This is a genomic window from Clostridium sp. MCC353 (assembly GCF_018785315.1).
Taxonomy (GTDB): domain Bacteria; phylum Bacillota; class Clostridia; order Lachnospirales; family Lachnospiraceae; genus CHH4-2.
In genome coordinates this window covers 74,480-97,472 of sequence record NZ_WQPN01000006.1, presented here as the reverse complement: position 1 = coordinate 97,472, position 22,993 = coordinate 74,480, and the positions used below count along the sequence as shown (strand labels likewise).

The 22,993-nt window shown below is 47.0% G+C and carries 22 protein-coding genes; 16 read left to right on the top strand and 6 right to left on the bottom strand.

Going from position 1 to position 22,993, the window contains the following annotated elements:
• Positions 1-16 precede the first annotated feature (16 nt).
• The 3 genes from GPL15_RS01640 (at position 17) to GPL15_RS01630 (ending at position 1,329) form a co-directional block, all read left to right on the top strand.
• Entirely contained in the window at positions 17-349 is a 333-nt protein-coding gene (locus GPL15_RS01640) for a DUF3795 domain-containing protein (protein WP_215695313.1), read from the top strand.
• Between the two features lie 157 nt (positions 350-506).
• Positions 507-989, top strand: coding sequence for a GNAT family N-acetyltransferase (locus GPL15_RS01635; RefSeq protein ID WP_215695311.1), 483 nt, complete (start codon positions 507-509; stop codon positions 987-989).
• Positions 990-1,095: 106 nt separating this feature from the next.
• Positions 1,096-1,329, top strand: a complete 234-nt coding sequence (locus GPL15_RS01630) for a hypothetical protein (RefSeq protein ID WP_215695309.1) — start codon at positions 1,096-1,098, stop codon at positions 1,327-1,329.
• Positions 1,330-1,381: 52 nt separating this feature from the next.
• On the opposite strand, the gene GPL15_RS01625 is transcribed toward GPL15_RS01630, so the two are convergent.
• The 3 genes from GPL15_RS01625 to GPL15_RS01615 are packed head-to-tail and all read right to left on the bottom strand — an operon-like array spanning position 1,382 to position 4,260.
• Positions 1,382-2,686: a TRAP transporter large permease gene (locus GPL15_RS01625; protein ID WP_215695307.1), complete on the bottom strand. Its 1,305-nt coding sequence runs from the start codon at positions 2,684-2,686 to the stop codon at positions 1,382-1,384.
• 3 nt (positions 2,687-2,689) lie between these two features.
• Complete coding sequence (locus tag GPL15_RS01620) at positions 2,690-3,220, bottom strand: TRAP transporter small permease (RefSeq protein ID WP_215695305.1); 531 nt, start codon at positions 3,218-3,220, stop codon at positions 2,690-2,692.
• Between the two features lie 11 nt (positions 3,221-3,231).
• Positions 3,232-4,260: a TRAP transporter substrate-binding protein gene (locus GPL15_RS01615; protein WP_215695296.1), complete on the bottom strand. Its 1,029-nt coding sequence runs from the start codon at positions 4,258-4,260 to the stop codon at positions 3,232-3,234.
• 370 nt (positions 4,261-4,630) lie between these two features.
• Between GPL15_RS01615 and GPL15_RS01610 the strand changes: the two genes are divergently transcribed.
• On the top strand, positions 4,631-4,843 hold the full coding sequence (locus GPL15_RS01610) for a DUF3791 domain-containing protein (RefSeq protein WP_215695294.1): 213 nt from the start codon (positions 4,631-4,633) through the stop codon (positions 4,841-4,843).
• Between the two features lie 210 nt (positions 4,844-5,053).
• Positions 5,054-6,265 (top strand): ATP-binding protein, encoded by a 1,212-nt coding sequence (locus GPL15_RS01605; protein WP_215695292.1) that lies wholly within the window; start codon positions 5,054-5,056, stop codon positions 6,263-6,265.
• Between the two features lie 53 nt (positions 6,266-6,318).
• Here the strand turns inward: GPL15_RS01605 and GPL15_RS01600 are convergent, their stop codons facing one another.
• The 3 genes from GPL15_RS01600 to GPL15_RS01590 form a co-directional block, all read right to left on the bottom strand.
• Positions 6,319-6,714 carry a cytidine deaminase gene (locus GPL15_RS01600; protein ID WP_252198025.1) on the bottom strand — a complete coding sequence of 132 codons (396 nt, stop codon included), beginning with the start codon at positions 6,712-6,714 and terminating at the stop codon, positions 6,319-6,321.
• A gap of 81 nt (positions 6,715-6,795) precedes the next feature.
• Positions 6,796-7,281 (bottom strand): GNAT family N-acetyltransferase, encoded by a 486-nt coding sequence (locus GPL15_RS01595; RefSeq protein ID WP_215695290.1) that lies wholly within the window; start codon positions 7,279-7,281, stop codon positions 6,796-6,798.
• Positions 7,282-7,333: 52 nt separating this feature from the next.
• Positions 7,334-8,371 carry a LacI family DNA-binding transcriptional regulator gene (locus tag GPL15_RS01590; protein ID WP_215695287.1) on the bottom strand — a complete coding sequence of 346 codons (1,038 nt, stop codon included), beginning with the start codon at positions 8,369-8,371 and terminating at the stop codon, positions 7,334-7,336.
• A 340-nt stretch (positions 8,372-8,711) separates the two neighbouring features.
• Here GPL15_RS01590 and GPL15_RS01585 point away from each other — a divergent pair, with 340 nt between their 5' ends.
• The 11 genes from GPL15_RS01585 to GPL15_RS01535 all read left to right on the top strand — a co-directional run bounded on the left by GPL15_RS01585 (position 8,712) and on the right by GPL15_RS01535 (position 22,939).
• Positions 8,712-10,958, top strand: a complete 2,247-nt coding sequence (locus GPL15_RS01585; protein WP_215695285.1) for a PTS transporter subunit IIBC — start codon at positions 8,712-8,714, stop codon at positions 10,956-10,958.
• Positions 10,959-10,966: 8 nt separating this feature from the next.
• Positions 10,967-11,857, top strand: a complete 891-nt coding sequence (locus tag GPL15_RS01580) for an endonuclease/exonuclease/phosphatase family protein (protein WP_215695284.1) — start codon at positions 10,967-10,969, stop codon at positions 11,855-11,857.
• Positions 11,841-11,993, top strand: coding sequence for a hypothetical protein (locus tag GPL15_RS01575; protein WP_215695282.1), 153 nt, complete (start codon positions 11,841-11,843; stop codon positions 11,991-11,993). The genes GPL15_RS01580 and GPL15_RS01575 overlap by 17 nt, the downstream gene beginning before the upstream one ends.
• A gap of 1 nt (position 11,994) precedes the next feature.
• Positions 11,995-13,500: a 4-alpha-glucanotransferase gene (gene malQ / locus GPL15_RS01570; protein ID WP_215695280.1), complete on the top strand. Its 1,506-nt coding sequence runs from the start codon at positions 11,995-11,997 to the stop codon at positions 13,498-13,500.
• 14 nt (positions 13,501-13,514) lie between these two features.
• The gene (locus GPL15_RS01565; RefSeq protein ID WP_215695278.1) at positions 13,515-15,209 is read left to right on the top strand and encodes an alpha-glucosidase; all 1,695 of its coding nucleotides are present in this window, start codon (positions 13,515-13,517) and stop codon (positions 15,207-15,209) included.
• A gap of 156 nt (positions 15,210-15,365) precedes the next feature.
• Complete coding sequence (locus GPL15_RS01560; protein ID WP_215695276.1) at positions 15,366-16,694, top strand: ABC transporter substrate-binding protein; 1,329 nt, start codon at positions 15,366-15,368, stop codon at positions 16,692-16,694.
• Positions 16,695-16,733: 39 nt separating this feature from the next.
• Entirely contained in the window at positions 16,734-17,576 is an 843-nt protein-coding gene (locus GPL15_RS01555) for a sugar ABC transporter permease (protein ID WP_215695274.1), read from the top strand.
• Complete coding sequence (locus GPL15_RS01550) at positions 17,576-18,421, top strand: carbohydrate ABC transporter permease (RefSeq protein ID WP_215695272.1); 846 nt, start codon at positions 17,576-17,578, stop codon at positions 18,419-18,421. Before GPL15_RS01555 ends, GPL15_RS01550 begins: the two co-directional genes overlap by 1 nt.
• Before the next feature lie 179 nt (positions 18,422-18,600).
• A complete protein-coding gene (locus GPL15_RS01545) occupies positions 18,601-20,295 on the top strand; it encodes an AAA family ATPase (protein ID WP_215695270.1) in 1,695 nt (564 codons plus the stop codon).
• Between the two features lie 245 nt (positions 20,296-20,540).
• A complete protein-coding gene (locus GPL15_RS01540; protein ID WP_215695268.1) occupies positions 20,541-21,548 on the top strand; it encodes an amidohydrolase family protein in 1,008 nt (335 codons plus the stop codon).
• A 20-nt stretch (positions 21,549-21,568) separates the two neighbouring features.
• Positions 21,569-22,939, top strand: a complete 1,371-nt coding sequence (locus GPL15_RS01535; RefSeq protein ID WP_215695267.1) for a hypothetical protein — start codon at positions 21,569-21,571, stop codon at positions 22,937-22,939.
• The last annotated feature ends 54 nt before the right edge of the window (positions 22,940-22,993 follow it).

The following is a 22,993-nucleotide window of genomic DNA, read 5'->3' as shown; positions in this document are numbered from 1 at the left end:
AAGGGGGTACATAATCATGAGAAATATGATTGCATACTGCGGACTGGATTGTGAGAAATGTGAAGCATATCTTGCGACGATCAATGACGATCAGGCATTGCGTGAAAAAACTGCGAAGCTATGGGCTGAGTTAAATAATGCGCCCATTCTGCCTGAACACATCAACTGTCAGGGCTGTCGTGTCCATGGGGTTAAAACTGTATTTTGTGATAGTCTTTGCGGTATTCGTCAATGCGCAATTAAAAAAGGTGTGACGACATGTGGTGAATGTCCAGATATGGAAAAATGTCAGACTGTTGGAGTGATTATCTCAAATAATCCTGAAGCTCTGGAAAATTTGAAGGAATAAATTGGCCGCTTTTTCCAAAAGAGCAAAACGCAAATCAGAATTAGCAATGAAGTAAAGACAAATTTGTCAAACTTATATTGTATCAAGTGTAAAGGAATCGGGATATTTTAACTTCCAGTTTATCAAACTGGAAATCGGAATTTGTGAGGATGTGAATATGCTTAAACTGGAGAAGATAAATGGTAAAAATGTATGGGATATTTTGAAACTTAGTGTATCTGAAAAGCAGAAAAATTTTGTGGCAAGCAATGACATCAGTATCATCGAAGCCTATACCGCCATAACTGGAAATGGATATGCTTTCCCTTTTGGAATATATGAGGATGACACGCCGGTTGGCTTTTTAATGATTGGTTTTGATACAGACGATTACTGGGACAATGCCCCGATAATAGCAAAAGGCAATTATAATCTCTGGCGGTTGATGATAGATAAAAGTTATCAGAATAAGGGGTACGGGAAGGAAGCAGTCAGGCTTGCATTGGAATTCATAAAAACATTTCCGTGTGGTAAAGCGGAATACTGCTGGTTGTCATATGAACCTGAGAACGAAATTGCCAGTCGATTATACCGTTCGTTTGGATTTGTTGAAACCGGAGAAATGGACCAAGAAGAGCTGATCGCTATTCTGAAGTTATGAAGACAGCTTCCGATTTATTAGCCAGTTGAGCAGAGCAGCAAATCGGGATTTGTACCCTTTTGGCAAAGATTATGTAATAAAACAGACTTGTCAAGGAGAAAAACATATGGGAATGATAGGCATTTATATAAATGGAAAGCCGCCTATGGGCTGCGTTGTTCCAATAAGGGACGATAACGAGTTAGATTGCGAATTAGAATTTGGAGCATTTTATATTTCAGTTAAGTATGAGTGTGTACTAACGGAATTAATTAAGCCTGTTTTTCCCTGCTGTTGGAGTAATCAAGGGGCGAAAGCAACCATTGCTTTCGCCCCTCTGCATATCATAGGGAAACGTTAGTAACAGTTCAGACCTGTCTGAACTGTTACTAACGTTACACTGCCAGAATCCCTTATTTAATCAGCCCAGCCATGGTTGGCAGCGCCATGCTGACCGCCGGAATATAAGTTACCAAAATCAAACCAACTAAAATGGATACATAGAACATCAGCATATAAGGCATCACCTTAGCCAGCGTTGTCTTTCCGACTTTAATCGCCACAAACAGGGTATTCCCCACAGGCGGAGTGATGTTGCCGATGCAGAGGTTGTATACCAGGATCAGGCCGAAATGGACCGGGTGCATTCCGAAGGTCTTTACAATCGGTAAAAACAATGGGGTGAAGATCAGGATTGCCGGGGTTACGTCCATAAATGTGCCTGCGATCAGCAGGATTACGTTCATAATCAGCAGGATGATCACCGGGCTGTTTGTGAGCCCTAAAAGTCCGGCTGAGATGGCCTGGGGGATCTGGGTAAATGCCATGACCCAGCCCAGGATATTGGATACGCCGATCAAAAATACGATCATGCCGCTCATCTTGGCGCTGTCCACCAGGATTTTCCAGAAGCTCTTGAGGGTGATATTCCGGTAGCAGATGCCAAGGACCAGCGCATATACGACGGCAATTGCAGAACCTTCCGTAGCGGTAAATACGCCTGCGATGATGCCGCCGATTACCACAACAATCAAGGACAGGGCCGGAATCGCCTTCAATGTGGCGGTTCCCAGGGTTTTCCAGTCAAATTTTCCAGGTGTTCCTTTGTAGCCTTTTTTCCGGGCAATGATGACGGCCACCACAACACAGCAGATTGCCCATAAGATGCCGGGGATATAACCTGCCAGGAACAGGGCGGCTACCGATGTGCCGCCGGAAACCAGGGAATAGGTGATGAGGGCATTGGACGGAGGGATCAGAAGGCCGGATGGGGCGGAAGCTCCGTTGGTGGCAGCGCAGACGGCCCGTTCGTAACCCTGTTTGTCTTCCCCTTCCTGCACCATGCTGCCCACTGCGGCCGCCGCTGCGGAAGCAGAACCGGAAATCGCGCCGAATAAGGCGTTGGCGCCTACATTTGTCACCAAAAGGGCTCCGGGGAGTTTGCCAAGGATGGCCAGCACGAAATCCACCAGCCGTTTGGCAATTCCGCCCTGGTTCATCAGGTTTCCTGCAAGGACGAAGAATGGGATCGCTGTCAGGCTGAATTTGCTCATGCCCACAAAAGTCCTTTGGGCTGCGGTTAATACGGATACATCCAGGGTCACCATCTGGAGAATGGCGGCCAGGGCAGAGATGCCGATTGCATAGGAGATGGGGACTCCGGCGATCAGGAACACTGCAAGAACGAGAATGATGATTGCTAATGACTGCATTGCCATAATTTATGCTTCCTCCTTTTCAAGGTTCTCCACCAGGGCGTCTTCTTCGCTGGTTGGTAATACAGGTATATTTCCTTTTACGATGTCATAGATATTCATGGCTGTATAGACCATGTTCAAAATACCGCTGAGAGGGAGTACGATGTAGAAAACGCCGATCGCTACGCCTAAGGAAGAGGTCATTTGTCCCATAGCCAGACTGGTAATCTGAACGCCTCCATACAGGAGGATGACTGCGGAAAATACAAATGCAACCAGTTCTGCGAAAATGGAGAATCCTTTTTTCAGATTTTCAGGCATTTTTTCCACTACAACAGGTATGTTCATATGGCCCCGTTCACTGGTGATCAGGCTGGCCCCCAGCAGGGACATCCATGCAAATAAGTAGGAAACCAGTTCTTCGGACCAGGACGATGGATTCTGCAGTACGTATCTGGTGAGCACCTGCCAGCAGGTCAGAATGACCATGGCTAAGAAACTGATTCCGGCAAGACCGTTTAATATATGAGTTAATGTTTTTCTTAACTGCTTCATTTCCTTTCCCCCTATTCCGCTTCAGCAGGATATTCTGCGTTATATTTCTGGATTGCATCGTAGATTGGCTGCAGCCCCGGATTGTTTCCAAGCACCGTGGCGTGGAGCGGCTTACAGGCATCCACAAATGGTTTCTGATCCGGGTAGACGAAATTCACGTTCTGATCGTTTGCGGCCCGTTCTTTGGCGCTGTCCACAGCTTTCACCCATTCTTCCCGTTCTACCTGGTTGATGAGGCGGAAGCCTTCTTCAAATATGGCCAGGTCCTCATCGGATAACCCCTCCATAAATGCGTTGTTGCCAATTAAAATGTCAGGCACCATCTGATGCATGTCGTAAGAGTAATATTTACAGATATCACCGTGGCCGTTGTCGGTCAGCGCCATTTCGTTGTTCTCCGCCCCGTCGATAATTCCCGACTGGAGCGCTGTATACACATCTCCGAATCCCATGGGGGTGGCGGAACCGCCTAACAGTTTCATCATCTCAATATTGGTGGGGGACTGCTGGACGCGGATTTTAAGCCCCTTTAAATCCGCCGGAGTTTCAATGGGCTTGTTGATGGTATAAAAATTCCTGGTGCCCGCATCCAGCCAGGTAACGGCCGTAAATCCGGCTTTTTTGGTGGAATCGAAGATCGGCCCTGTCACTTCCGGGTCGTCCATAACGTGGTGATAGGCCTCCGGACTTGCAAACAGATAAGGCAGATTAAAAATCTCGTAGTTTTTACTGAATGTTTCCAAAATGGCGTTGCTGGCGACGCAGAAATCAATGGCTCCGGTCTGGGTTAACTGAACCATGTCGGTCTGGGAACCTAACAGCTCGCTTGGATACACTTCGACCACATATTTGTCCCCCAGTTTTTCATTGATAAAGTCCTGAAAAGCGGTGAGAGCGATATGGGTCGGATGGTTGGTGGATTGGTTATGGCCAATCCGGATCGTTCTTTTTTCCTGGGTATTCGCACACCCGCTGACCGACAGGCATGTGAGCGCAGCGCAGCATGCCAGGGCCAGTGCTTTTGTTATCCTTCTCCTCATGAATAAATCCCTCCTGTTTATAACACTGTCTGTTGCAATTTCTTTTACAAAACCGATGGTAGCACAGGAAAAAAGGCTTGAAAACAGTTTCAAATGATGCTTAACGATATCCTAACTAAAAAGAGAAAATCTTGTTCCAGGGCCCTTTTTTATGTCAAAATATTCCACCTTTTGGGCGGCGTAACGATTCCTGAACGCTGAGACATTATATGCGTTGAGAGATCTTGATATTAGGGATAATGTTGGGTATTATGGATTTGTTAGAACAGGAGGATACAAAGCTGTGGCATTTTAGTCCACGGACTTTATTTCATATGTTCGATGAAGAAAGACAGACGGGAGATTTCCAACTTCCGGAGGAGGCATGACTATGAGCAAAGAAGGGAAGTTCTTGATTTACTGTACTGAAATTTATAAAAATGAGAAAAGCTTGACAGGAAAACAGTTAGCGGAACTTTTCACCCGATACCGGGTATGGGAATATATCTATTCCTATTATGAAGCTTTACACACGACCGGTGCAAAATACATTGTAGAAGATATAGATTTGTATATTGAAGCGGGAAAGTCTGGGACTGCTTAGGAAAAGCAGCTATGCGTAACAGTTCAGACGGGTCTGAACTGTTACAGTTATCTACAGCCCTATCGGCGAATCAGGTCGGTCAGCCTCACAGCCTAGAGAGGTTGACCGATCATTTTCGTTTATTAAACATAGTTTTGCGGTTATAACCATAAAAACTATTGGTATTTTCCGCGAAATGCGGTATAATACTATAAATAGGAGGTGGTATCTATGATTTACAGACCAACTTATGTTAATAAAATTATGGCCTTTGTGGATACGCCGTTTGTGAAAATTCTGACAGGAATACGCCGCTGCGGAAAATCAACTATATTGAAGATGCTGATAGGTGAACTAAAGAGAAGGGGTATTTGTGAAGAACAGATTTTACACTATAGTTTTGATTCTTTGGAATATGAAGATATCAAGACGGCAAAAGCTTTGTTTAGCCATTTGACCCAGCATTTATTTCCGGGGGGAAAAACCTATCTTTTCCTCGATGAGATTCAGGAGGTAAGGTCGTGGGAAAAAGTTGTAAACTCTCTTATGACAGATTATGATGTGGACATTTATGTGACCGGTTCAAATTCCCGGATGATGTCATCTGAAATATCTACCCATTTGACCGGACGCTATGTTTCGTTTTGTATCTATCCGCTGTCCTTTTCCGAGTATATGATGTTCCGGAAGGAATATACGGAAGTCCTGGATACTCGTACAGAGCTTGCAAATTATCTGCGGCTTGGCGGGTTTCCTGCGGTTCATCTGCAAAATTATGCGCCTGATGAGGTTTACACGATTGTCAAAGATATTTATAATTCTACGATATTCACTGATATTGTGAGGCGCAATCAAATTCGTAAAGTGGATCAATTGGAACGTATTGTGAAATTTGTCTTTGACAATATTGGGCGGACATTTTCGGCCGCTTCTATTTGCAAGTATCTGAAAAGTGAAAACCGTTCCATTGATAATGAAACGGTTTACAACTATCTCAGTAAACTGGAAAGCGCCTATATCCTCTATCGGTGCACTCGTTTTGACGTGCAGGGTAAAGAAATCCTGAAAACGCAGGAAAAATTTTACCTTGCCGATCCCGCGCTTCGGTACAGCGTATTAGGATATTCGCCGGACAGCGTGGCTGCTATGCTGGAAAATATCATTTATCTGGAATTACGGCGGCGCGGATATGATGTTTTTGTAGGAAAGCTGGACAATGCAGAGATTGATTTCATTGCTTCAAAGCAGGAAAATAAACTTTATATTCAAGTGTCTCAGGAGATTGGCTCTCCTGAAACTGAAAAACGAGAATATGGCAGACTGCTGGATATTCGGGATAACTACCCCAAATATGTATTGCGGACAGATGTTTTTGCAGGTGGTAATTACGAAGGAATCAAGACCATGCACATTGCAGATTTTCTGCTGAGTGATGAGTATTAGGGAAAAAAGGCTCCGGCATGGAGGATCAAAACGGAAAGAAGTTCCATCCCCTGTTATGAAATCCACCATTCCGGAGTGAGTTCCCCAAGGGTGATAACTTTTTCTGTCTCATAATCCAGAAGTATTTCGATGGACTGATAACTCCCGGGCATGAGCTGAACCATTAATTCCCGGCAGGCGCCGCATGGAGCGCCCGTTTTTCCATCAGGCATGACGGCAAGAACTTTTGTGATTTCCTGCTCTCCATTGGTTATCATGTTAAAAATGGCGTTTCTTTCCGCGCAGATTCCTAAGGCAGAACAGGTGTCTACGCAGACGCCGGTATAAATTTTCCCGGAAGAAGATAATATGGCTGCGGCAACGCCGCCTGCTTCGACATAATCCGATATTTTTCTTTCATTCTGCACGCTTTTTGCCATTTGATACATCTCATTCCATATTTGTTTCAATCTTATTCCTCCTGTACCATTCTGTTTAATAAACAACTTTGATTGATGAAGCCTATGCGCTCACCAATAACCGGGTATCTGTTATAAAATCATTTCGTAATCGAGAAAATCGCCTGAAAATGAAGATTCCGTTTGATTTTTTCTTCTTTGGCAAAGCTTAAAACCGACACTTTCATAATTATACGGGGCGGTTAAAGCGCTGTTGGTAGTAACAATTATCTTTTTGAGCCCATCATACTGCCGGATTCTGCCGACCGCCTCCTGAAGCTGTTTTTTTCCATATCCCATTCCCTTATATTCGGGTATTATGCAGTTGTGGCCGACGGCTGTATATCCGGGTGCATTTCTCGGATCCCATGAAATATGTCCAATCGGCAGGCCGTCCAATACCGTAACAAATCCGCATTTATCCGCGATGGATAAGTTGTCAAAGAAAAAGTCATCGTATTCAATCCAGTCCTTTTCAAAAAGCGCTCTCCATCGGTTATCAAAGGAATATCCCTCAACCAATTGCCTGTGTAAGATTCCTTTGTCAAATGTGCTTATTTTTTCAAATGTTAAACTCATATCTGCCTCCCCTGCAAAGTCCCGTATCCACCCCGTAACCTGTTGTTCATCATTAAAAATCACCCCGGGAAAGGTTTTTTGCGCAGCTCTCCCGTTCCACCATATGATGGGGCACGATAATCTTAGTTGCCATCAAATCCGGGTTTTCAATATGGCTGATCATCTGCGAAGCCGCCTCAATTCCCAACTGGCAGGAATTAATATCCATGGAAGTCAGCGGCGGTGAAGAGAGCCGTGCGAACAGGGAATTGTTAAAGGAAATGATGGACAAATCTTCCGGTATAGCCAGGCCCAGCCGGATGCATACTTTTTCCAGGGCCATTGCCAGAATATCGTCACTGACTAAAACCGCGGTTGGCCGGTCTTTCCGGGTCAGCAGCTCGTTCAAAGTCTGGTTCTGCGCTTCCGGAACTTCCGGCACCTCGACGCAGAAATCCGGGAGAAATGGAATCTGTTTTTCCGTCAGCGCCAGAATATAACCGGCCTTTCTGTCGCTGTTAAACAAAAGGGAGTGATCCCCGGACAGATAGGCGATTTTTTTATGTCCCAGGCCGAGAAGATAAGCGGCGGCCTCCCGCCCTGCCAGCACGTTGTCATTGTCCACATAGATGGTTTGGTTTACATTGCGGTAGGCTTTGCCGATCAATACGTATAAGAGCCCTTCTTCATAGAGGTAATCCAGAACAGGGTCCTGTTCCTTGGAGTATAACACGATATATCCTTCAGCCAGGCCGGTTTTCGACATGGTTTTAATGGCCTGTAAAATCTCTTCCTCATTCTGCCCTGTAATGATCGTATTGATATATTGTTTCTGATTGCAGAACTGGCTGATCCCCCGGAGCACTTCCAGATAAAATGCATTCTGATAGGCCTCTTTTTCCGAGGGAGGCAGGATGATTCCGATGGTGCGGGAGTTCTGCGTCGCTAAACTGCTGGCCTGGAAATTAGGCTCATAACCCAGTTTTGCCATGGCTGAACGGACTTTTTCTTTTGTCTGTTTGCTGATGGAAGGGTGATCTTTACATGTTCGTGATACGGTAGAGGGGGAAACGCCCGCAAGGGCGGCAACATCTTTAATTGTAACAGGCATGGTAATCTCCTTATATGATTTCCTTATTGATAGTAAGTGGATTGTGTATCCGTGACCGGGCATTTTACCCAACGCCCGCCATTTCTTTTTATTTTATATTTTTATGCAAACTTTGTCAAATGGATTTGCATTGAAATGCGCAAAAATAATGCGGAATTGCATTTAAAATTGCACAAAAACAGGACGCATAATTTGTGTAAAACGTAGAAAACGATAAAAATCAAAAATAACAGTTGAAATCACAGTGCAACTATTTTATATTTAATGCAAGCGGTTGCACAAACTAATGCAACGATGTTTTCAGAGACATTTTCAGAGAATTAGGATGGAGAGGAAAAAGATGAAAGAGAAAAACTATGGGGTGAATGGAACCGGAATTTCATTAACCAATATTTTGTCACCGTTGACGGGAAAAGCGGTTCCCATGGAAGAAGTACCGGACCCGGTGTTTTCGCAGAAGATCATAGGAGACGGGATTGCGGTTATTCCTGAGGACGGAAAACTGGTCAGCCCGGTGGACGGGGAAGTGGTTTCGGTTGCGGAAACACTACATGCCTATGGATTCCGCACTGAGGACGGAATTGAAGTATTGGTTCATTTTGGGTTGGAGACGGTTTCTTTAAAAGGGGAGTTTTTCACCTGCCATGTAAAAGTGGGCGACAAGGTGAAGGCCGGAGACTTGATTGCTGAGGCGGATTTAAAAGGCCTGCTGGAAAAGCAGGTGAATCCCATAACCCCGGTCATCATCTGCGGCGGACTTGAAAACCGGACCATGGAGAGCAGAACCGGTGAGGTGAAGGCCGGGAAAGATCCGGTGATTTCCATTATGGAGGCGGATAAGAAAGCCGGTGCGGATGAGAAAGCCGGTGCGGATAAGAAAACGGGCGAGAATGAGTTAGCGGATAAAGACATTAAGCCTGCGAAGAAAAAATCCATCATCAACTTCGATTTCCTTCAAAAATTGGGCAAAGTCCTGATGACGGTAATTGCAGTAATGCCTGCGGCCGGTCTCATGATAAGCGTGGGAAAACTGGTGCAGATGTCCGGTGGGGATTTGAACCTGGTGCTTACCATTGGCAGCACCATGGAAAATATCGGCTGGGCCATCATCAACAACCTGCACATTCTGTTTGCTGTGGCAATCGGCGGTTCCTGGGCCAAGGAAAAGGCTGGCGGTGCCTTTGCGGCGGTGATCGCGTTTATTTTAATCAATGTGATTACGGGCGCGATTTTCGGGGTGAGCAGTGCGGATATTACCAATCCCCAGGCGGTGACCCATACGCTGTTTGGACAGGAAATACTGGTAAACGGTTATTTCACTTCGGTTCTCGGCGCTCCGGCGTTAAATATGGGTGTATTTGTGGGGATTATCGCTGGTTTTGCAGGCGGTGTTATTTATAATAAATACTATAATTACAGAAAACTTCCCGATGCGCTGGCTTTTTTCAATGGTAAACGGTTTGTTCCCATGGTGGTGATTCTCTGGTCCGTAATCATTTCCTTTGTGCTGGCGGTTGTATGGCCTATGGTTCAGACGGGGATCAATGATTTCGGCGTTTGGATTGCCAACTCATCCGATACCTCCCCGGTTATGGCTCCATTTATCTACGGAACCCTGGAACGGCTTCTGCTTCCATTCGGCCTTCATCATATGCTGACCATACCCATGAACTATACGTCTTTCGGCGGAACTTATACGGTTTTAAGCGGGGTGAACGCGGGATCACAGGTGTTCGGACAGGACCCGCTGTGGCTGGCATGGGCTACGGATTTGATTAACTTGAAAGACGCGGGCGATATGGCGGGATACCAGCAGCTGCTCACCACCATCACTCCGGCCAGATTTAAAGTGGGCCAGATGATCGGAGCTACCGGGCTGCTTCTGGGAATCGCTCTGGCTATGTACCGGAGAGTGGATGCTGATAAGAGGCATAATTACCGTTCCATGTTCATTTCAACGGTGCTGGCGGTATTTTTGACAGGCGTGACGGAGCCGCTGGAATTCATGTTCATGTTCTGCGCGCTGCCGCTGTATCTGGTCTATGCGGTTTTGCAGGGATGTGCGTTTGCATTGTCTGGAATCATCGATCTGAGGCTGCATTCCTTCGGTAACCTGGAGTTTTTAACCAGGATTCCTATGTCGGTGAAAGCGGGGCTGACCGGGGATATTATAAACTTTGTGATCTGTGTGCTGGTGTTTTTTGCCGTGGGTTATGGAATCGCCTATTTTATGATCGGAAAGTTTCATTTTGCCACCCCGGGGCGTTTGGGCAATTATACCGATGACGGCGGAGCGGATGAAAATGGCTCCAAATCCGGAGGAAACGGTGCAAATGCCCAGTCAGGCGGAAACGGCAGTCAGGCGGAGCGGATTATCGGCCTGCTGGGCGGAAGAGAGAACATTGTGCTGGTGGACGCCTGTATGACACGGCTCAGAGTGACGGTTAAGGATGTTTCCAAGGTGGCGGATACGGCGGCATGGAAGTCGGAAGGGGCCATGGGGCTGATTAAAAAGGATCAGGGAATCCAGGCGGTTTACGGGCCCAAGGCGGATGTGCTGAAATCGGATATCAATGACATTTTATAGGAGCGGAAATGAAAATTATAACTTTGAACACCCACAGCCTGGAAGAAGAAAACTATGAGGAGAAATTACACCAGTTTGTGGAAGGGATTTTTCAGGAAAAGCCGGATGTGATCGCTCTCCAGGAGGTGAACCAGACACGGACGGCTGACCCGGTTCCGGCCGGACTTCTGGAACAGTGCGGTTTTATCAGGTGCGAGCCCGGAATGGGCGGCGCGGACTGTGAAGAGGCGGTAATACGGGTGGATAATCACAGTTACCGGGCCGCACGGATGCTGCGGGAGAGGGGGATTTGTTATACCTGGACCTGGACAGCGGCAAAGGTTGGCTATGACAAATACGACGAAGGGCTGGCGGTTTTCAGCCGGTTTCCCGTTTTGGATACAAGGCAGTTTTTCATCACGGGAACCCATGACTACAACAACTGGAAGACCCGGAAGATTTTGGGAATCCAGGCGGAAACCGGGCAGGGGCCCATGGAATTTTACAGCGTTCATATGGGATGGTGGGAGGATGAAGAAGAGCCTTTTGAAACCCAGTGGAAGCGGATCAATTCCCTGTTAAAGAACGGAAAATGCATGACAACATGGCTGATGGGGGATTTTAATTCTCCTGCCAGTGTATCCGGCCAGGGATATGATCTGGTTAAACGTTCCGGCTGGCTGGATACCTACGAGCTGGCGGCCGAAAAGGATGATGGAATCACAGTGGATCATTCCATCGACGGATGGAAGGAACGGAAAAATGATCCGGGTATGAGAATCGACTATATCTGGACCGGCAAGAAGCAGCAGGTAATGTGTTCCCGGGTTTTGTTTAATGGGAAAAATTATCCAGTGGTGTCGGATCATTATGGGGTATTAGCGGTGATAGGAGCGGCCGCAGATGGCAGAGAGGGCTGAGATAGTAGAAAGGGCTGAGATATCAGAGAGAGCTAATATAGCAGAGAGGCTCCCGATGTTGAAAGACTTCCGATGTCCGAGGCCAAAGCGGCCGCAGCTCCTCCGGCGAAAAAATATATATGGAGATGAAAAATAACATGAAACGAGAGAGCGGAATTTTATTATCGGTTTCCAGCCTGCCTTCTAAATACGGGATCGGCTGTTTTTCGAAAGAAGCCTATGAGTTTGTGGATCAGTTGAAGGCGGCCGGCCAGTCCTACTGGCAGATTCTGCCACTGGGACCGACCAGCTATGGGGATTCGCCTTACCAGTCGTTTTCCACATTTGCAGGAAATCCTTATTATATCAGCCTGGAAGAGCTGATGGAAGAGGGGGTTTTGAGCAGGGAGGAATGCGAAGAAGCCGATTTTGGCAGAACGCCCAAAAGCGTGAATTATAAAAAGATTTATGAGGCCCGATATCCGCTTCTGAGAAAGGCTTATGAGCGGAGCGGTATCAGCAAGAATCCGGAATTCCTTCAGTTTAAGGAGGAAAATAAATGGTGGCTTCAGGACTATGCCCTGTTTCGGGCGGTAAAGACCAGGTTTGAAGAAAAAGCCTGGACCCAATGGGCGGAAGATATCCGGCTCAGGTGGCAGAACGCCCTGGATTATTACAGGGAAGAACTTTATTTTGATATCGAGTTCCACGAATATCTGCAGTTCACATTTATGAAGCAGTGGAAAAAGCTGAAATCATATGCCAACAGCCAGGGAATCCGCATCATCGGCGATATTCCCATCTATGTGGCAATGGACAGCGCCGATACCTGGGCTCATCCGGAACTGTTCCAGTTAGACGGCGAAAATGCGCCGTTTGCAGTTGCAGGATGCCCGCCCGACGGTTTTTCAGCCATCGGCCAGCTTTGGGGAAATCCTCTGTACCGCTGGGATTATCACAGGAATACCGGATACCGGTGGTGGCTGGAACGGCTGTCTTACTGCTACCGTCTGTACGATGTGGTGCGGATCGATCATTTCCGCGGGTTCGACCAATATTTTTCCGTTCCGGCCGGGGCCGAAACAGCGGTGGAGGGCCATTGGGAACAGGGGCCGGGGATTGAGCTGTTCAACACGGTCAGGTCTGCGCTGGGGGAAAAGGAGATCATCGCCGAGGATTTGGGATATGTGACCGATTCAGTGAGACAACTGGTGAAAGACAGCGGTTATCCGGGCATGAAGGTGCTGGAATTCGCATTTGATTCCAGAGATTCGGGGTGCGCCAGCGACTATCTGCCCCATAACTATCCTGAAAACTGCGTGGTGTATACAGGAACCCATGATAACGAGACCATTTCCGGCTGGTATCAGTCCATAACGCCGGAAGAACGGAAACTGGCCCGGGATTACCTGGACGATCACTATACTCCGGAAAAGGAACTGCACCGGTCATTTATCAGTCTGGTGATGCGCAGCCAGGCCAGAATGTGCATCATTCCTCTCCAGGATTATCTGGGCCTGGACAATAAAGCCAGGATCAACACGCCTTCCACCGTGGGAACCAACTGGAAATGGCGTCTGACGCCGGGACAGTTTTCGGAAAAAGTGGTTAAAAATATCGGCGCCGTCACGCTGCGCTACGGACGGTGGAACTGGCAGACTTAAAAATGGAGGGAAATATGGAACAAAAATGGTGGCATAATAAGACCGCATATCAGGTGTACCCCAAAAGTTTTTACGATTCCAACGGGGATGGAACCGGGGATATACGGGGGATTATTGAAAAACTGGATTATTTGAAGGAATTGGGAATAGAAATTCTGTGGCTTTCTCCCGTCTATCTGTCCCCCTGTGCGGATCAGGGATATGATATCGCGGATTATTACCAGATTGATCCCCAGTTTGGAACCATGGAGGATATGGATACTCTGCTTTTGGAGGCGGAGAAAAGGCAGATCCATGTGCTGATGGATTTGGTGGTGAATCATTGTTCGGATGAACACGAGTGGTTTAAAAAAGCATGTGAAGACCCGGAAGGGGAGTACGGCCGGTTTTTCTATATGGAAAAGGCAGAGGATGGGAAAATGCCCTGCAACTGGAGGTCATACTTTGGAGGCCCGGTTTGGGAGCGGGTTCCCGGGACGGATTACTATTACCTGCATCTGTTTCACAAAAAGCAGCCGGATCTCAATTGGGAGAATCCGAAACTGAGGGAATCCATTTACCGTATGGTGAACTGGTGGCTGGAAAAAGGGCTGGCCGGTTTCAGGATCGACGCGATCATCAACATTAAAAAGCCTCTGCCATTTAAGGATTATCCGGCGGACCGGGAAGACGGGCTCTGTGATATGGGTCAGGTTTTAGCGGATGCGGAGGGAATCGGTACATTTTTAGGCGAACTGAGGGACCGGACATTTAAACCCCATGACGCATTCACCGTTGGTGAAGTGTTCAATGAAAAAGAGGAGGAACTACCTGAGTTCATAGGGGAGAACGGATATTTTTCGTCCATGTTTGATTTCAGGGAGACGGTGGAAGGCAAATCGCCTTCAGGCTGGTATGACTGCAAAAAGCCGACGCCGGAAGACTATAAACGGTGCTGTTTTGAAAGCCAGCGGCGGAGCGAAGGCGTGGGATATCTGGCAAATGTGATCGAAAACCACGATGAACCCAGGGGCGTCAGCCATTACCTGCCAAAGTACGCCCAGAATGAGAGGGGTAAAAAGCTTCTGGCCATCCTGTATTTCATGCTGAAAGGGATTCCTTTCATCTATCAGGGACAGGAACTGGGGATGGAGAACACGGTGTTTCACTCCATAGATGAAGTGGATGATATCGGTTCCAAGGACGAATACCGCCGATGCCTGGAGGTGGGGTACAGCGAAAGTGAAGCGCTGAAAATCATCAGCCATTACAGCCGCGACAACGCCAGAACCCCATTTCAGTGGACGGACGGGGAAAATGCCGGGTTTACCAAAGGCAGGCCGTGGATTACTGTCAATCCTGATTACATAGAAATCAACGCCAAAGAACAGATGGATCGCCGGGACAGCGTTTATTCCCTTTATCGGGAGCTGATTGCGCTCAGAAAGAACCCTCTTTATGAGGAAACGATTGTCTATGGAAGGACAGAGCCGGTTCTTACAGAGGAGACGGACATCATGGCTTATTTCAGACGGGGAGAGGCCCAGGAGATACTGGTTCTGGGGAACTTCGACAGCCGGGAGAGAACGGTGGTTTTGGAAGAAACCGGGGACAGAGAAGATCAGATGGAGGTGCTCATCAATAACTGTCCGGCTTTGAGGACGGAGATGGGACGGTTTACGCTGGAACCCTGTCAGGCGGTTGTGATCGCGTATAGGAAACATGGATAAGAAGCACGGAAATGACAGGCAGATATAATCTGCGGTGAGGGAAGTTTTAAATATTATTGATAGTTTTATGCTGTTTTCGGTAACGTTTCCGGAAACGATTCTAAATATCGGAATCAAGTGAATTCCAATAAAAATAAAATCCGGGAGGAGAAAATTATGAGAAAGAATGCAGTAAAAGGAATGCTTTGCGCAGCCATGGCGGCCGCGGTTTTAAGCGGCTGTGCGTCAGGAAACAAAAAGGACGACAGTGTGGGAAAGGTTTATTACCTGAACTTTAAGCCGGAAGTTACGGATGTATGGGAAGAGCTGGCAAAGGTCTATACCCAGGAAACGGGAGTTGAGGTGAAAGTCGTGACAGCGGCCGGAGGAAATTATGAATCCACCTTGAAATCCGAGATTGCCAAGACAGACGCCCCCACGCTGTTCCAGATTAACGGGCCGATTGGATATCAGTCCTGGAAAGATTACTGCCTGGACTTAAAGGACAGCGATTTTTACAAGGCCCTGATTGACAAATCCGTGGCAATTACAGGGGAAGACGGCGGCGTTTATGGAATTCCGTTCGCCATAGAAGGATATGGAATCATTTATAACAATGCCATTATGGAGAAATATTTCGCTATGGATGGAGCGGTGGTCACATCCGCAGACGAGATTAATAACTTCGATACGTTAAAAGCGGTGGTGGAAGATATGCAGTCTAAGAAAGAAGGACTGGGCATAAAAGGCGTGTTCGCATCCACCTCCCTGCTTCCGGGCGAAGAGTGGAGATGGCAGACACACACGGCTAATCTCCCCATCTATCAGGAATATCAGGATAAAGATGTGGATGATCTGGATGAAATCGAATTTACATACAGCGATAACTTCAAAAATATCTTTGATCTCTACATCAACAATTCCACCACAGACCCTAAAATGCTGGGAAGCAAAGGCGTCAATGATTCCATGGCGGAATTCGCTTTAGGCCAGGCTGCCATGGTGCAGAACGGAAACTGGGCCTGGGGCCAGATCGCCGATGTGTCCGGCAATGTGGTGAAGGCGGAAGATATCGGGGTTCTGCCGGTCTATATGGGACTTCCGGGAGAAGAAAACCAGGGGCTCTGCGCCGGTACGGAAAACTATTTCTGCATCAATAAACAGGTATCCGAAGCCAGCCAGAAGGCATCTTTAGATTTCGTTTACTGGCTGGTCAACTCTGAAACAGGCAAAGATTATATGACAAATAAACTGGGAAATATCGCGCCGTTTTCTACATTTGGCGACGAGGAAAAACCAACCGATCCGCTGGCGCAGCTTTTGTTAGCGTCTATGGACAGCGGAAAAACCAATATTCCATGGGTATTTACCACATTCCCGAGCCAGACATTCAAGGATAATTTCGGAAGTGCACTTCTGGAATATGCGCAGGGGACCATGAGCTGGGATGAGGTGAAGGCCGTTGTGGTTGAACAGTGGAAGGTTGAAAAGGCTGCGGGGAAGTAAATGGGATTTAACTAATCCCGGCCAAAAGGAGGCAAAATTATGGGTAAAACTATGAAACGCTATTTCGCAATTTTTGTCCTGCCCACATTAACTGCATTTTTCATCGCGTTTATCATACCGTTTGTTATGGGGCTGTATCTGTCATTTTGTGATTTCACAACGGTCACAAATGCCACATTTGTTGGCTTTTCCAACTATATCAAAGCGTTTACCAACCAGGATTTCTTAAATGCCCTGTGGTTTACCGTGAAATTCGCGGTGGTTGCGGTCATTACCATTAACGTATGCGGGTTTATCCTGGCGCTGATGCTGACACAGAAAATCAGAGGGACCAATATTTTCAGAACCGTATTTTTTATGCCGAACCTGATCGGTGGGATTGTCCTGGGTTATATCTGGCAGTCCATGATAAACGGGGTGTTATCCCAGATTGGCGTTACCATGCTGATGGACCCGGCTTATGGATATTGGGGAATGGTCATTCTCATGAACTGGCAGTTAATCGGCTATATTATGATTATCTATATCGCAGGCCTTCAGAATGTGTCGACGGACATTTTAGAGGCGGCTAAAATTGACGGGGCCAGCGGGCTGCAGACACTCACCAGGGTAACGATCCCCATGGTCATGCCGTCCATCACCATCTGCCTGTTTTTGAGCATTGCCAACTCGTTTAAGATGTTTGACCAGAACCTGGCTTTGACAGGAGGCGGACCGTCCAATAAGACGGCCATGCTGGCCCTTGATATTTACAACACGTTTTATGGAAAAGTAGGATTTGAAGGCGTGGGCCAGGCGAAAGCGGTGGTATTTTTCATCATTGTGGCGGGAATCGCCATGACACAACTGGCATTTACCAGAAAGAAGGAGGTTGAGAGCTGATGAATACGAGTAAAAGAAAAATGGAGCACCCGATTATTTTCATCGTGCTGTGCGCGTTGGTTGCGGTATTTCTGGTTCCGGTTTTCTTTATCCTGATGAATTCCTTTAAAGGAAAGCTGTATATCAGCGATAACCCCTTCGCATGGCCGTCCGGTGAAATGTTTGCGGGGATGGAGAATTATACGGAGGGAATCAGAAAAACAGGATTTTTCGCGGCTTTTGGGTGGTCGGCGTTTATAACGGTATTTTCTGTGGCAGCGATTATTCTATTCACTTCCATGACGGCCTGGTATATTACCAGGGTGAAATCCAGGTTAACCAGCGCCCTCTATTATATATTCGTGTTTTCCATGGTAGTTCCGTTCCAGATGATCATGTTCACCATGTCAAAGCTGGCGGATATGCTGCGATTGAACAATCCTCTGGGCATGGTGGTTTTGTACCTGGGATTCGGGGCGGGGCTTTCCGTGTTCATGTTCTGTGGATTCGTCAAGGCCATCCCCTACGAGATCGAAGAGGCGGCCATGATTGACGGGTGCAATCCGCTGGAGACATTTTTTATGATCGTCATGCCGATTTTAAAGCCTACGGCCATTACGGTGGCGATTTTAAATGCCATGTGGATCTGGAATGACTACCTGCTGCCTTATCTGGTCATTGGCGTTTCCACGCCGTATAAGACGATCCCGGTAGCGGTGCAGTATCTGATGGGGTCTTACGGGGCGAAGGATTATGGTTCCCTGATGGCGCTCTTGGTGCTGGCAATCATTCCGATCATTGTTTTTTACCTGTTCTGCCAGAAATATATTATTGAAGGGGTTGTGGCCGGGGCGGTGAAAGGTTAAGCCTTGTAATTCATTGAGGAAAAAGTTATAATTTCTATATATTTATTCAGGACGGCAGGCAACACCCAAATTTGTGCCGGAGCCACAGATTTGAATCGCGCTGGGAATCTGAAATTCTCAGCGCTTGCCTGCATAACGCAGTATTTGCGCAAAAAATGCTTCGGCATGGAGGAATTAACATGGCTTTTAAACCGCTGCCTATTGGTGTAGATGATTTTGAAAAATTGAGAATGAGCGGCTATTACTATGTGGATAAAACGTTGTTAATAAAAGAACTGCTCGATAAGAAGGGGGAAGTGAACCTGTTTACCCGGCCCCGCAGGTTTGGAAAAAGCCTGAATATGAGTATGCTCAAATGCTTCTTCGAAATGACAGGTGCAGTTAATAACGAACTCTTTGCAGGTCTGAAGATCATGGAGGCAGGAGAGGGGTATCTGGCGCATATGAGAGCTTATCCGGTGATTTCGTTTTCGCTTAAATCGGCCGGGCAGGAAGATTTTGAAACATCTTACGCAAAGATTGTTGAAGCGGTAACCGGTGAATACCGAAGGCACAAGTTTGTGCTTGACAGTGCCAGGCTGGATGAGGCGCAGAAGGACCGGTTTATACAAATTATGGGAGGCCAGGCAAAGCGCAGCGATTATACGGCCGCGCTGAGATTTCTCAGTGAAGTCCTGAATCAGTATTACGGGAAAAAAGCTATCATTCTGATTGATGAATATGATGTTCCTCTGGAACAGGCGTATTTTACAGGCTATTATGATAAAATGTCCATTTTCATCCGTTCATTTTTCGAAGAAGGGCTGAAATCCAATCCATTTATGGAATTTGCGGTCATTACCGGATGTTTGAGAATTACTAGGGAATCCATTTTCACCGGGCTTAATAATTTGAAAATGAACTCGATTCTCAGCGCGAATTACGATGAATATTTCGGATTTCTGCAGACAGAAGTGGACCAAATGGCAGAGTTTTATGGAATTGACGATGAGAAAGGGATTGCAGTTTTCAAAGAATGGTATGACGGTTATACATTTGGAACCAAACAGGTTTATAATCCCTGGAGCGTCATAAATCATATGGAAGCGATGTACGTTGACCCGGCTCATGCATGGCCGTCGCCACATTGGGCCAACACCAGTTCCAACCGGATTATCAGGAATTTGGTGGAACATGCGGATTTATCAACAAAAGAAGAGCTGGAACTGCTCATCGGCGGGGGAACGATCGAAAAGCCAATTCATGAAGATATAACCTACGATGATATTGAAAAGTCAGAAGATAATTTGTGGAACTTCCTGTTCTTTACCGGATATCTGACGATGTGCGGCCGCAAGGCGGTGGGTGGTACGCCCTATGTGACTATGGCAATTCCCAATGCTGAGGTTCTTTATATATACAAGACAAAAATTCTGGATTGGTTCAGACATCAATTAAAAGAGAAAAATATGAAGAGGCTTTATGACAGCATTGCATCTGCCGATATTGGTGTATTTCAGGAGGAGCTGACATTGATCCTCAGAGAATCCATCAGTTTTTATGATAATAAAGAAGCCTTTTACCACGGTTTTCTTCTTGGCCTTTTGGATCGGATCGAAGGTTACGCTGTCTCGTCCAATCAGGAATCGGGAGACGGACGGTATGATATCATGCTGAAAAGCCCGGATATCAGGAAGACGGTAATGATTTTTGAATTGAAAACTGCGGATTCTTACTATGATATGGAAATGGCAGCTCAAACGGCCATGAAGCAGATGAAGGAAAAGCATTACGGAAACGAATTGAGCCGGGACGGCTATTCGGCTCTTAGGTATTATGGCATTGCTTTTTATAAGAAGAACTGCTGTATTATGGCAGAAGAGTGCAAGATTTAATATATTGTCATTTAAAATAGATGCTGCTCAAGGCTTACTGCGGGGCGGCATCTTTTTTGATGCCGCCAATCCTCCCATTGCCTGCACAAATCCCATCCGTAAAAAAACAAGATATTCCATATTTACAACAGGATTATACAGGATAACTCCATCCGTGAAATGATATTATCAAAGCAGAAAGCGATGCCGGCACCACACTCTGGTTCTATCCGGCTTTGCCAAACTGAAGGAGAAGGAGTATCAAAATGAAATCAATCGATGTATTCTGCCACTTGATGCCGCAGAAATATGCCAAACTGGCCATGAACGAATCCCCGAACAAGTCCCATATGTTCATCCGGGCGTTACAAATGCAGGCGATGTCCGACATGGACTACCGACTGGAAGTGCTGAAACAGTTCCCGGGGTATAAGCAGATCCCCAATATTGTTTCCCCGCCCGTTGAGCTGTTCGCGGGCCCGGACAAATCTCCGAAAATCGCGGCGGTTGGAAATGACGAGATTAAGAAAATAACAGAGAAATACCCGGAGTATTACGAGGGATTTATCGCCGGAATCCCGTTCAATAATGTGTCCGCCTCTGTAGAAGAGATCAAAAGGTGCAAATCCATGGGAGCAAAAGGCGTTCAGATCTACGCCCACATGAACGGCCAGGCCATTGACCAGGAAAAATACTGGCCGATCTACGAGATTTGTGAAAAACTGGAACTTCCCATTCTGATCCATCCGGTGGGAGGCCAGTCCACCCCGGAATTTCCGGCGGAAGAGTGTTCCAAGTATGAGCTGTGGTTTTTAATCGGATGGCCGTACCAGACTACGATTGCCATGTGCAGGCTGGCTTTTGCAGGTGTTTTTGAAGATTTCCCGGATTTGAAGATTGTGACCCACCATGTGGGCGCCATGATCCCCATGCTGGAAGGCCGGATTGAAAATGGGCTTAAAATGTACGGGGGAAGGACGGCGCCTGAATTAAAGGATAAACTGACAAAGACAAGGATGAAGGGCGAACCCATTGATACGTTCAGAAAATTCTATGCAGATACCGCCTCTTTTGGTTCGGCTTCAGCGATCCGGTGCGGGATCGATTTCTTCGGAGAAGACCATATCATGTTCGCTTCCGACATGCCTTTCGATCCTGAAAAGGGGCCAGGATATATCGACCGGACATTAAAGGCGGTTGAGAGCCTGAATCTATCAGAAGAAACGGAACAGAAGATTCTTTACGGCAACGCAGAGCGGGTTTTTCATGTATAATCAGATCAGGGGGATAACAAATGCTGAAATTTATCAATACTATTTTCACAAACCAGTTTTTCTTAATGTTTTTAGCCATCGCAACAGGGCTTATGATTGGAAAGATTAAAATAAAGAGTTTTTCACTGGGGGTGTCCGGCGGCATTTTTACCGGGATTCTCATAGGGTATTTCGTTACAAAGTGGGCGCACACCGCTCAGGAAGGCGGCATAGGATATGCCAATGCGAAAAGAATCCTGTCCACAGGAGTGGTGGCGCAGGCGTTTTTTACCTTCTTTCTGCTGCTGTTTTTGGTTTCCATCGGATTGAAGGTGGGAAACAGTATCGGAACCATTTTCAAGAAATACGGCATAAAATTCGTTGTCATAGGGGTGTCCATACCAGTTGTATCCATGATTACCGCCTGTGTGCTCTACAGCACCGTGCTTTCTTCCAACGCGGCCATCACGCCGTTTGAAACCATCGGCATGTACGCTGGGGCTATGACCACCACCCCGGGCTACGGAACCGCTCTGGATGCGGCGGGAAATGTGGATTACGGGAAGCTGTATAAAGAAGCTTCGCCGGAGGAAAAGGACCGGATGCTTCAAAAGATTGACCCGGCCGGGGCTCTGACAAAGGAGAATACAGCAGAACTCAGCGAGGAGCAGACTGCTGTCTATAAGGAAGAGGCGTCGTCTGCCGTCAGCCTGGGGTATACGGTGGCATTTCCCATGGGAGTTCTGGTGATCGTGGTGATGATTTCCCTTTTGCCAAAGCTGTTCCGGATTGATATGGAGAAAGAGAAAGAGGCATACAGAAATGAAATCGGAGCAGTTGAGGAAGGGTCCCGGAACGGAAAAGAACAGCCCCTTAATTTTATGGTCATATCCCTGGTGGCTGTAATCGGCATCATTGTGGGAAGCATTACGATTCCCCTGGGCAGGTTCGGCAGTTTTTCTTTGGGAGCGGCTGGAGGAGTGCTTCTTGCGGCCCTGATTTTAAGCTATATCGGAAAGATCGGGCCTGTGAATTTCAGAATGGATTCCAAGTCCCTGGGCATCATGTACCAGATGGGGCTGACCTTTTTTATGGCGGTGGTAGGGCTGCGCTATGGATATGAGGTGGTGACTTCCCTGATGGGTTCCGGGCTTGCCATTGCGGTATCGGCAATCGCCGTTGAGGCTGTGGCTGTTCTGGCCAGCTTTTTCATCGGGCATAAGGTATTCGGCTTAAACTGGATCATTTTAAGCGGGGCCATTGCCGGAGGGTGTACTTCTGCGCCAGGGCTTGGAGCAGCCATCAGTTCCACCGGGTCGGAAGAACCGACAACTGGTTATGGAGCCGCGCAGCCCTTTGCTATACTGGCAAATGTACTGCTGGCGACCATATTTTTCAACATCATGCTGTAAGAAAATGGGGGGAATCTGTGTTACAATAGTTTGAAACAGGTTTTGCGGAGGAAA

What these genes read in the sequence shown, in the direction of transcription:
- GPL15_RS01640 (WP_215695313.1), top strand. Translation starts at nt 17, where the DNA reads ATGAGAAATATGATTGCATACTGCGGACTGGATTGTGAGAAATGTGAA.
- GPL15_RS01635 (WP_215695311.1), top strand. Translation starts at nt 507, where the DNA reads ATGCTTAAACTGGAGAAGATAAATGGTAAAAATGTATGGGATATTTTG.
- GPL15_RS01630 (WP_215695309.1), top strand. Translation starts at nt 1,096, where the DNA reads ATGGGAATGATAGGCATTTATATAAATGGAAAGCCGCCTATGGGCTGC.
- GPL15_RS01625 (WP_215695307.1), bottom strand. Translation starts at nt 2,686, where the DNA reads ATGGCAATGCAGTCATTAGCAATCATCATTCTCGTTCTTGCAGTGTTC.
- GPL15_RS01620 (WP_215695305.1), bottom strand. Translation starts at nt 3,220, where the DNA reads ATGAAGCAGTTAAGAAAAACATTAACTCATATATTAAACGGTCTTGCC.
- GPL15_RS01615 (WP_215695296.1), bottom strand. Translation starts at nt 4,260, where the DNA reads ATGAGGAGAAGGATAACAAAAGCACTGGCCCTGGCATGCTGCGCTGCG.
- GPL15_RS01610 (WP_215695294.1), top strand. Translation starts at nt 4,631, where the DNA reads ATGAGCAAAGAAGGGAAGTTCTTGATTTACTGTACTGAAATTTATAAA.
- GPL15_RS01605 (WP_215695292.1), top strand. Translation starts at nt 5,054, where the DNA reads ATGATTTACAGACCAACTTATGTTAATAAAATTATGGCCTTTGTGGAT.
- GPL15_RS01595 (WP_215695290.1), bottom strand. Translation starts at nt 7,281, where the DNA reads ATGAGTTTAACATTTGAAAAAATAAGCACATTTGACAAAGGAATCTTA.
- GPL15_RS01590 (WP_215695287.1), bottom strand. Translation starts at nt 8,371, where the DNA reads ATGCCTGTTACAATTAAAGATGTTGCCGCCCTTGCGGGCGTTTCCCCC.
- GPL15_RS01585 (WP_215695285.1), top strand. Translation starts at nt 8,712, where the DNA reads ATGAAAGAGAAAAACTATGGGGTGAATGGAACCGGAATTTCATTAACC.
- GPL15_RS01580 (WP_215695284.1), top strand. Translation starts at nt 10,967, where the DNA reads ATGAAAATTATAACTTTGAACACCCACAGCCTGGAAGAAGAAAACTAT.
- GPL15_RS01575 (WP_215695282.1), top strand. Translation starts at nt 11,841, where the DNA reads ATGGCAGAGAGGGCTGAGATAGTAGAAAGGGCTGAGATATCAGAGAGA.
- malQ (WP_215695280.1), top strand. Translation starts at nt 11,995, where the DNA reads ATGAAACGAGAGAGCGGAATTTTATTATCGGTTTCCAGCCTGCCTTCT.
- GPL15_RS01565 (WP_215695278.1), top strand. Translation starts at nt 13,515, where the DNA reads ATGGAACAAAAATGGTGGCATAATAAGACCGCATATCAGGTGTACCCC.
- GPL15_RS01560 (WP_215695276.1), top strand. Translation starts at nt 15,366, where the DNA reads ATGAGAAAGAATGCAGTAAAAGGAATGCTTTGCGCAGCCATGGCGGCC.
- GPL15_RS01555 (WP_215695274.1), top strand. Translation starts at nt 16,734, where the DNA reads ATGGGTAAAACTATGAAACGCTATTTCGCAATTTTTGTCCTGCCCACA.
- GPL15_RS01550 (WP_215695272.1), top strand. Translation starts at nt 17,576, where the DNA reads ATGAATACGAGTAAAAGAAAAATGGAGCACCCGATTATTTTCATCGTG.
- GPL15_RS01545 (WP_215695270.1), top strand. Translation starts at nt 18,601, where the DNA reads ATGGCTTTTAAACCGCTGCCTATTGGTGTAGATGATTTTGAAAAATTG.
- GPL15_RS01540 (WP_215695268.1), top strand. Translation starts at nt 20,541, where the DNA reads ATGAAATCAATCGATGTATTCTGCCACTTGATGCCGCAGAAATATGCC.
- GPL15_RS01535 (WP_215695267.1), top strand. Translation starts at nt 21,569, where the DNA reads ATGCTGAAATTTATCAATACTATTTTCACAAACCAGTTTTTCTTAATG.